We start from the raw sequence: 6000 nt of genomic DNA on the forward strand, positions 1-6000 counted from the left end.
GGGAACGGCGGGGCACCCAGCGGGTTCGCGCCCAGGTGGTTCGCGCCCAGCTGGTTCGCGCAGATGCGCACGCATGGCTTCACGACTGGTTCCACGCATGGCTTCACGTTCGACTAGGAGGCTGCCCATGTCCGCCGGACCGTCCTGCCCTTCGTCCCCGCCCGGCCCCCGGTTCGGTGTGTGGCTGGTCGGGGCCCGCGGCTCCGTCGCCACCACGGCGATCGCGGGGTGCGCCGCCATCGGCGCCGGGCTGCATTCGCCGTCCGGCATGGTCACGGAGACCGAGCCGTTCACCACGGTGGGCCTGCCGTCCCTGACGTCCCTCGTCTTCGGCGGCCACGACACCCTCGACTGCCCGCTCCCCAAGCGCGCCGAACAGCTCGCCGCCGGGGGAGTGCTGCCGCACGGACTTCCGGGAGCGGTGGGCGCCGAACTCGCCGCCGCCGACCGGGAGATCGTGCCCGGCCGACCGCTGCCCGGCGACGGCCGCCCCCAGGACGAGCTGATCGCCGCCTTCACCGCCGACATCCAGTCCTTCGTACGACGCCACGCCCTGGCCGGGGCCGTCGTCGTGAACGTCGCCTCCACCGAGGCGCCACCACGCGGGGACGAGCTCCCGGCCAGCTCCCTGTACGCCGCGGCGGCCCTGCGCGCCGGCCTTCCGTACATCAACTTCACCCCCTCCACGGGACTCCACCACCTCTCTCTTCAGCACGCGGCGCACACCGCGGGCGTCCCCTACGCGGGCCGCGACGGCAAGACCGGGCAGACGCTGCTGCGGTCCGTGCTCGGCCCGATGTTCCGCAAGCGCGCGCTCGACGTGCGCGCGTGGTCCGGCACCAACCTCCTCGGCGGCGGTGACGGCGCCGCCCTCGCCGATCCGGCCGCGGCCGCCGCGAAGAACGCCGGCAAGGAACGCGTCCTCGCCGACACCCTCGGCGCCGTCCCGCAGGGCGAGGTCCACATCGACGACGTCCCGGCGCTCGGCGACTGGAAGACGGCCTGGGACCACATCGCCTTCGACGGTTTCCTCGGCGCGCGGATGACCCTGCAGACCACGTGGCAGGGCTGCGACTCGGCCCTCGCCGCGCCCCTCGTCCTCGACCTCGTGCGCCTGCTGCTGAGCGCCGCGGAGTCCGGACTGACCGGCCCACGGCCCGAGTTGGGCTTCTACTTCAAGGATCCCGACCCCGGCGCGTCCTCCGACCTGGACCGCCAGTACGAGTCCCTTCTCTCCTTCGCGGAGCGCCTGCGGGACGGTGCGGCGTGAGTGGGGAGGGGGTGGGGGAGCGGGGGCCGGCGTCGCGAGGCCGGGCGTGGGTCGAACTCCTGCGGCTCCCGGCCCTGTTCACCGTGCCGGGGGACGCCTTGGCCGGGGCCGCCGCGGCAGGGGCCCGGCCCACCCGCGGCACGTTCCTCGCCGTCGGCGCCTCCGTCAGCCTGTACGCGGCGGGCATGGCGCTCAACGACTGGGCCGACCGCGACGAGGACGCCCGCGACCGCCCGCACCGCCCACTGCCCTCCGGACGCATCCGCCCGGGCCACGCGCTGATCGCGGCGGGAGCGCTGACCGGCACCGGCCTCGCCCTGGCCTCCCGTGCCGGCCGGACGACCGGCACGCTGGCGACGGCCCTCGCGGCGACGGTGTGGGCATACGACCTGCACCTCAAGCACACCGCGGCGGGCCCGGCAGCGATGGGCGCCGCCCGCGGCTTGGACCTGCTCATGGGCGCGGCGGCGACAGCCCCTGCGGCGGCGACAGTGCCTGCGGCGGCGACAGTGCCTGCGGCGGCGACAGTGCCTGCGGCGGCGACAGCCCCTGCGGGGGCGATGGCGCCTTCGGCCGGGGTGCGCGGCGCCCTGGTGCCGGTGCTCGCCGCGGCCGCCACCCTGGCCACCCACGCGACCGCGGTCACCACCGTCTCCCGCAGCGAAGCCCAGGGTGGCTCCGTCGTCGGGCCCTTGACGGCCCTGGCCACGGGTGCCGCGATCGCCGCCGCGCTCCTGGCCCCGCAGGGGAGGGGCCCCCGCCTGGCGTGGGGCGACGGCCGGGGCACCCTCGTCCTCCCCGTCGCCGCATACGCCGCCACCGCCCTGCGCCCCCTCTTCCACGCCGCGCTCAACCCCTCGCCCCCGCTCACCCAGCGCGCCGTCGGCGCCGGGATTCGCGCGCTCGTCCCCCTCCAGTCCGCGCTGGCCGCCCGCTCCGGCGCCCCCGTGAGCGCCCTGGCCACCCTCGCCCTCGCTCCGCTCGCCCGCCGCTTCGCGAAGAAGGTGAGCGTCACATGACCGCGACCGGCCCCGAACGTGCCGCGCTCCCGCCCCGCTGGGGTTACGGCACCAACGGCCTCACCGACCTGCGCCTCGACGACGCCCTCGGCCTCCTCGCCGACCTCGGCTACGACGGTGTCGGGCTCACCCTCGACCACATGCACCTCGACCCGCTCGCCCCGGACCTTGCGGCGCGCACCCGCGAGGTGGCCCGCGCCCTTGACCGGCACCGGCTCACGGTCACCGTGGAGACCGGCGCCCGTTACGTTCTCGACCCACGCCGCAAACACGGCCCCTCCCTCCTCGACCCGGACCCCGACGCCCGGGCCCTACGTATCCGACTGCTCGTCCGCGCCGCCCAGGCCGCCGCCGACCTGGGCGCCCACGCGGTGCACTGCTTCAGCGGCGTGACCCCCGACGGCACCGACCCGGACACCGCGTGGAAGCACCTCGCCGCAGCGCTCACCCCCGTACTGGAAGCCGCCGACTCCGCCGGTGTGCCGCTCGCCATCGAGCCCGAACCCGGCCATCTCCTCGCCACGCTGGCCGACTTCCACCGGCTGCGCCGCGACCTGGGCAGCCCCGAGGCGCTCGGCCTGACCCTCGACATCGGGCACTGCCAGTGCCTGGAGCCGCTGCCTCCCGCCGACTGCGTCCGCGCGGCGGCGCCCTGGCTGCGGCATGTGCAGATCGAGGACATGCGCCGGGGCGTCCACGAGCATCTGCCGTTCGGCGAAGGGGAGATCGACTTCCCGCCCGTGCTCGACGCCCTCGCCGCCACCGGCTACCGCGGCCTGACCGTCGTCGAACTGCCCCGCCACTCCCACGCGGGCCCCCAACTGGCCTCCCAATCAATCGACTTCCTGCGTGCTGTGACCCCGTCGGCGCTGCGAGGAGGTACCCCATGACGTACGACACCGACACCGTCTCCCTCCCGGCCCTCGGCGTCGTCCGTGAACGGCTCGACGCCGCGCTGGACGACACCGCCCGCGCCTGGCTGCACGCGGCGCTCACCGACGCGGCCACGCACCCAGCCGACGAAGCGCGCGAACACCCCCTCCCGGCATGGCAATTGCGCTTCGCCGAAGCCGGCCGCCGCGCCGGCGACGAACACGCGGACGCCGCCCGGCTCCTGCTGCTGCACGCCGCCAGAGCAGACACCGCCACGCTCGCCGCGCTGTACACCCAGGGCAGCGCCGCCGAACGCCGCGCCGTACTGCTCGCCCTGCCCCACCTGGTGGCAGGCCCGGACGCCCTCCCGCTGGTCGAGGACGCCCTGCGCGCCAACGACACCCGCCTGGTGGCGGCCGCCGTCGGGCCGTACGCCGCCACGCACCTGCCCGCCCACGCGTGGCGGCACGCCGTCCTCAAGTGCCTGTTCACCGGGGTACCGGTGGACGCCGTGGCGCTGCTGACCGACCGCGCCCGCGGCGACGGCGAACTCGCCCGCATGCTGGCCGACTTCGCCGACGAGCGCACCGCCGCCGGGCGCCCCGTCCCCGACGACCTGCACCGCGTCCTGGCCCGCACCGCGCCCGAGCCCCTGACGGAGAACCGGGCCGATCCCCACGGCAAGGAGTCCTGATGCGCATCTTCGACCCCCACATCCACATGACCTCGCGCACCACCGACGACTACAAGGCGATGCACGCCGCCGGGGTGCGGGCCCTGGTGGAACCCGCCTTCTGGCTCGGCCAGCCCCGCACGTCGCCCGCCTCCTTCTACGACTACTTCGACTCCCTCCTGGGCTGGGAGCCCTTCCGCGCCGCCCAGTACGGGATCGCGCACCACTGCACGATCGCCCTCAACCCCAAGGAGGCGAACGACCCGCGCTGCACCCCCGTCCTGGACGCGCTGCCCCGCTACCTCGTGAAGGACAACGTCGTCGCCGTCGGCGAGATCGGCTACGACTCCATGACCGCCGCCGAGGACACCGCGCTCGCCGTCCAGCTTCAACTGGCCGCCGACCACGGCCTGCCCGCCCTCGTGCACACCCCGCACCGCGACAAGCTCGCCGGGCTTCGCCGCACCCTCGACGTCGTCCGCGAGTCCGCGCTGCCCGTCGAGCGGGTCCTGATCGACCACCTCAACGAGACCACCGTCAAGGAGGCCAAGGACTCCGGCGCCTGGCTCGGCTTCTCCGTCTACCCGGACACCAAGATGGACGAGGAGCGGATGGTGGAGATCCTGCGCGTCCAAGGGCCGGATAAGGTCCTCGTCAACTCCGCGGCCGACTGGGGCAACAGCGACCCGCTCAAGACCCGCAAGGTCGCCGACGCCATGCTCGCCACCGGCTTCACCGCCGACGACGTCGACCACGTGCTGTGGCGCAACCCGGTCGCGTTCTACGGGCTCAGCGACCGCCTGCGACTCGACGTCCCGGCGACGGAACCCGCTACCCACGAAGGCAACTCGGTCCTGCGCGGCGGTGAGTGACCCATGCGCTTCCGGCACCCCGACGGCTCCACCGTCCACCTCGCGTACTGCACCAACGTGCACCCCGCCGAGACCCTCGACGGCGTCCTCGCCCAACTGCGCGACCACTGCGAACCCGTGCGCAAGCGCCTCGGCAGGGACCGACTCGGCATCGGCCTGTGGCTCGCGAGGGACGCTGCCCGCGCCCTCGTCACCGACCCCACCGCGCTGCGCGGACTGCGCGCCGAACTCGACCGGCGCGGCCTCGAGGTCGTCACCCTCAACGGCTTCCCCTACGAGGGGTTCGGCGCGGCGGAGGTCAAGTACCGCGTCTACAAGCCGGACTGGGCCGACGAGGAGCGCCTCACCCACACCGTCGACCTGGCCCGGCTGCTCGGCGCCCTGCTGCCCGCCGACGCCACCGAGGGCACCGTCTCCACCCTGCCGCTCGCCTGGCGCACCGCGCACGATCCGCCGCGCGCCGAACGGGCCCGTGACGCCCTGCGCACCCTCGCCGAACGCCTCGACACCATCGAGGAGCTGACCGGCCACTCGATCCGCGTCGGCCTTGAACCCGAACCCGGCTGCACCGTCGAGACCACCGGCGACGCCATCGGCCCCCTCACCGACGTCGCCCGCACCGACCGTATCGGCCTGTGTCTGGACACCTGCCACCTCGCCACCTCCTTTGAAGAACCCGACACCGCGCTCGACGCCCTGGGCGCCGCCCACATCCCCGTCGTGAAGGCGCAACTCTCCGCCGCGCTCCATGCCGAACAGCCCCATCTGCCCGAAGTCCGGGCCGCGCTCGCCGCGTTCGACGAGCCCCGCTTCCTGCACCAGACCCGGGCCTGTGCCGACGGCGCCCTGCATGGCGTCGACGACCTCGGCGAGGCCCTGGCTGGCGGTGGGCGGGGTGGTCTGCCGCAGGGGGTGCCCTGGCGGGCCCACTTCCACGTACCGCTGCACGCGGCTCCCGCCGCGCCTCTCACCTCCACACTCGATGTCCTCAAGGACGCGCTCGTCCGCCTCGTCGGTGGTGCGCGTCCGCTCACCCGTCACCTGGAGGTCGAGACCTACACGTGGCAGGCGCTGCCGGTGGCCTTGCGGCCGCGTGGGCGGCAGCAGTTGGCCGATGGCATTGCGGCGGAACTGGCCCTGGCCCGTGATCTGTTGACCGACCTCGGCCTCAAGGAGTTGCCATGACCTCCGGTCAGTCGTCGGATGCCCGGCGCGGCGCCGCCCCCACGCCACGGGGCTCCGCCCCGGACCCCGCTGCTCAATCGCCGCAGGGGCTTAAAAGGCCTGCTCAAG

6 protein-coding genes are annotated in these 6000 nt (G+C 74.5%); all 6 read left to right on the forward strand.

Annotated elements, in window-relative coordinates:
- Positions 1-127 precede the first annotated feature (127 nt).
- From ABT004_RS26900 to eboE, 6 genes are read left to right on the forward strand one after another with little or no spacing between them, the layout of a single operon-like run.
- Entirely contained in the window at positions 128-1270 is a 1143-nt protein-coding gene (locus tag ABT004_RS26900) for an inositol-3-phosphate synthase (RefSeq protein WP_351341813.1), read from the forward strand.
- Entirely contained in the window at positions 1267-2289 is a 1023-nt protein-coding gene (locus ABT004_RS26905; protein ID WP_351341815.1) for an SCO3242 family prenyltransferase, read from the forward strand. The genes ABT004_RS26900 and ABT004_RS26905 overlap by 4 nt, the downstream gene beginning before the upstream one ends.
- A complete protein-coding gene (locus ABT004_RS26910; protein ID WP_351341817.1) occupies positions 2286-3179 on the forward strand; it encodes a sugar phosphate isomerase/epimerase family protein in 894 nt (297 codons plus the stop codon). Before ABT004_RS26905 ends, ABT004_RS26910 begins: the two co-directional genes overlap by 4 nt.
- Positions 3176-3856: an EboA domain-containing protein gene (locus ABT004_RS26915; RefSeq protein ID WP_351341818.1), complete on the forward strand. Its 681-nt coding sequence runs from the start codon at positions 3176-3178 to the stop codon at positions 3854-3856. Before ABT004_RS26910 ends, ABT004_RS26915 begins: the two co-directional genes overlap by 4 nt.
- The gene (locus ABT004_RS26920) at positions 3856-4707 is read left to right on the forward strand and encodes a TatD family hydrolase (protein ID WP_351341820.1); all 852 of its coding nucleotides are present in this window, start codon (positions 3856-3858) and stop codon (positions 4705-4707) included. Before ABT004_RS26915 ends, ABT004_RS26920 begins: the two co-directional genes overlap by 1 nt.
- Before the next feature lie 3 nt (positions 4708-4710).
- A complete protein-coding gene (gene eboE / locus ABT004_RS26925; RefSeq protein WP_351341822.1) occupies positions 4711-5892 on the forward strand; it encodes a metabolite traffic protein EboE in 1182 nt (393 codons plus the stop codon).
- The last annotated feature ends 108 nt before the right edge of the window (positions 5893-6000 follow it).

This window comes from Streptomyces sp. NPDC002790 (genome assembly GCF_040295505.1).
Lineage (GTDB): Bacteria > Actinomycetota > Actinomycetes > Streptomycetales > Streptomycetaceae > Streptomyces.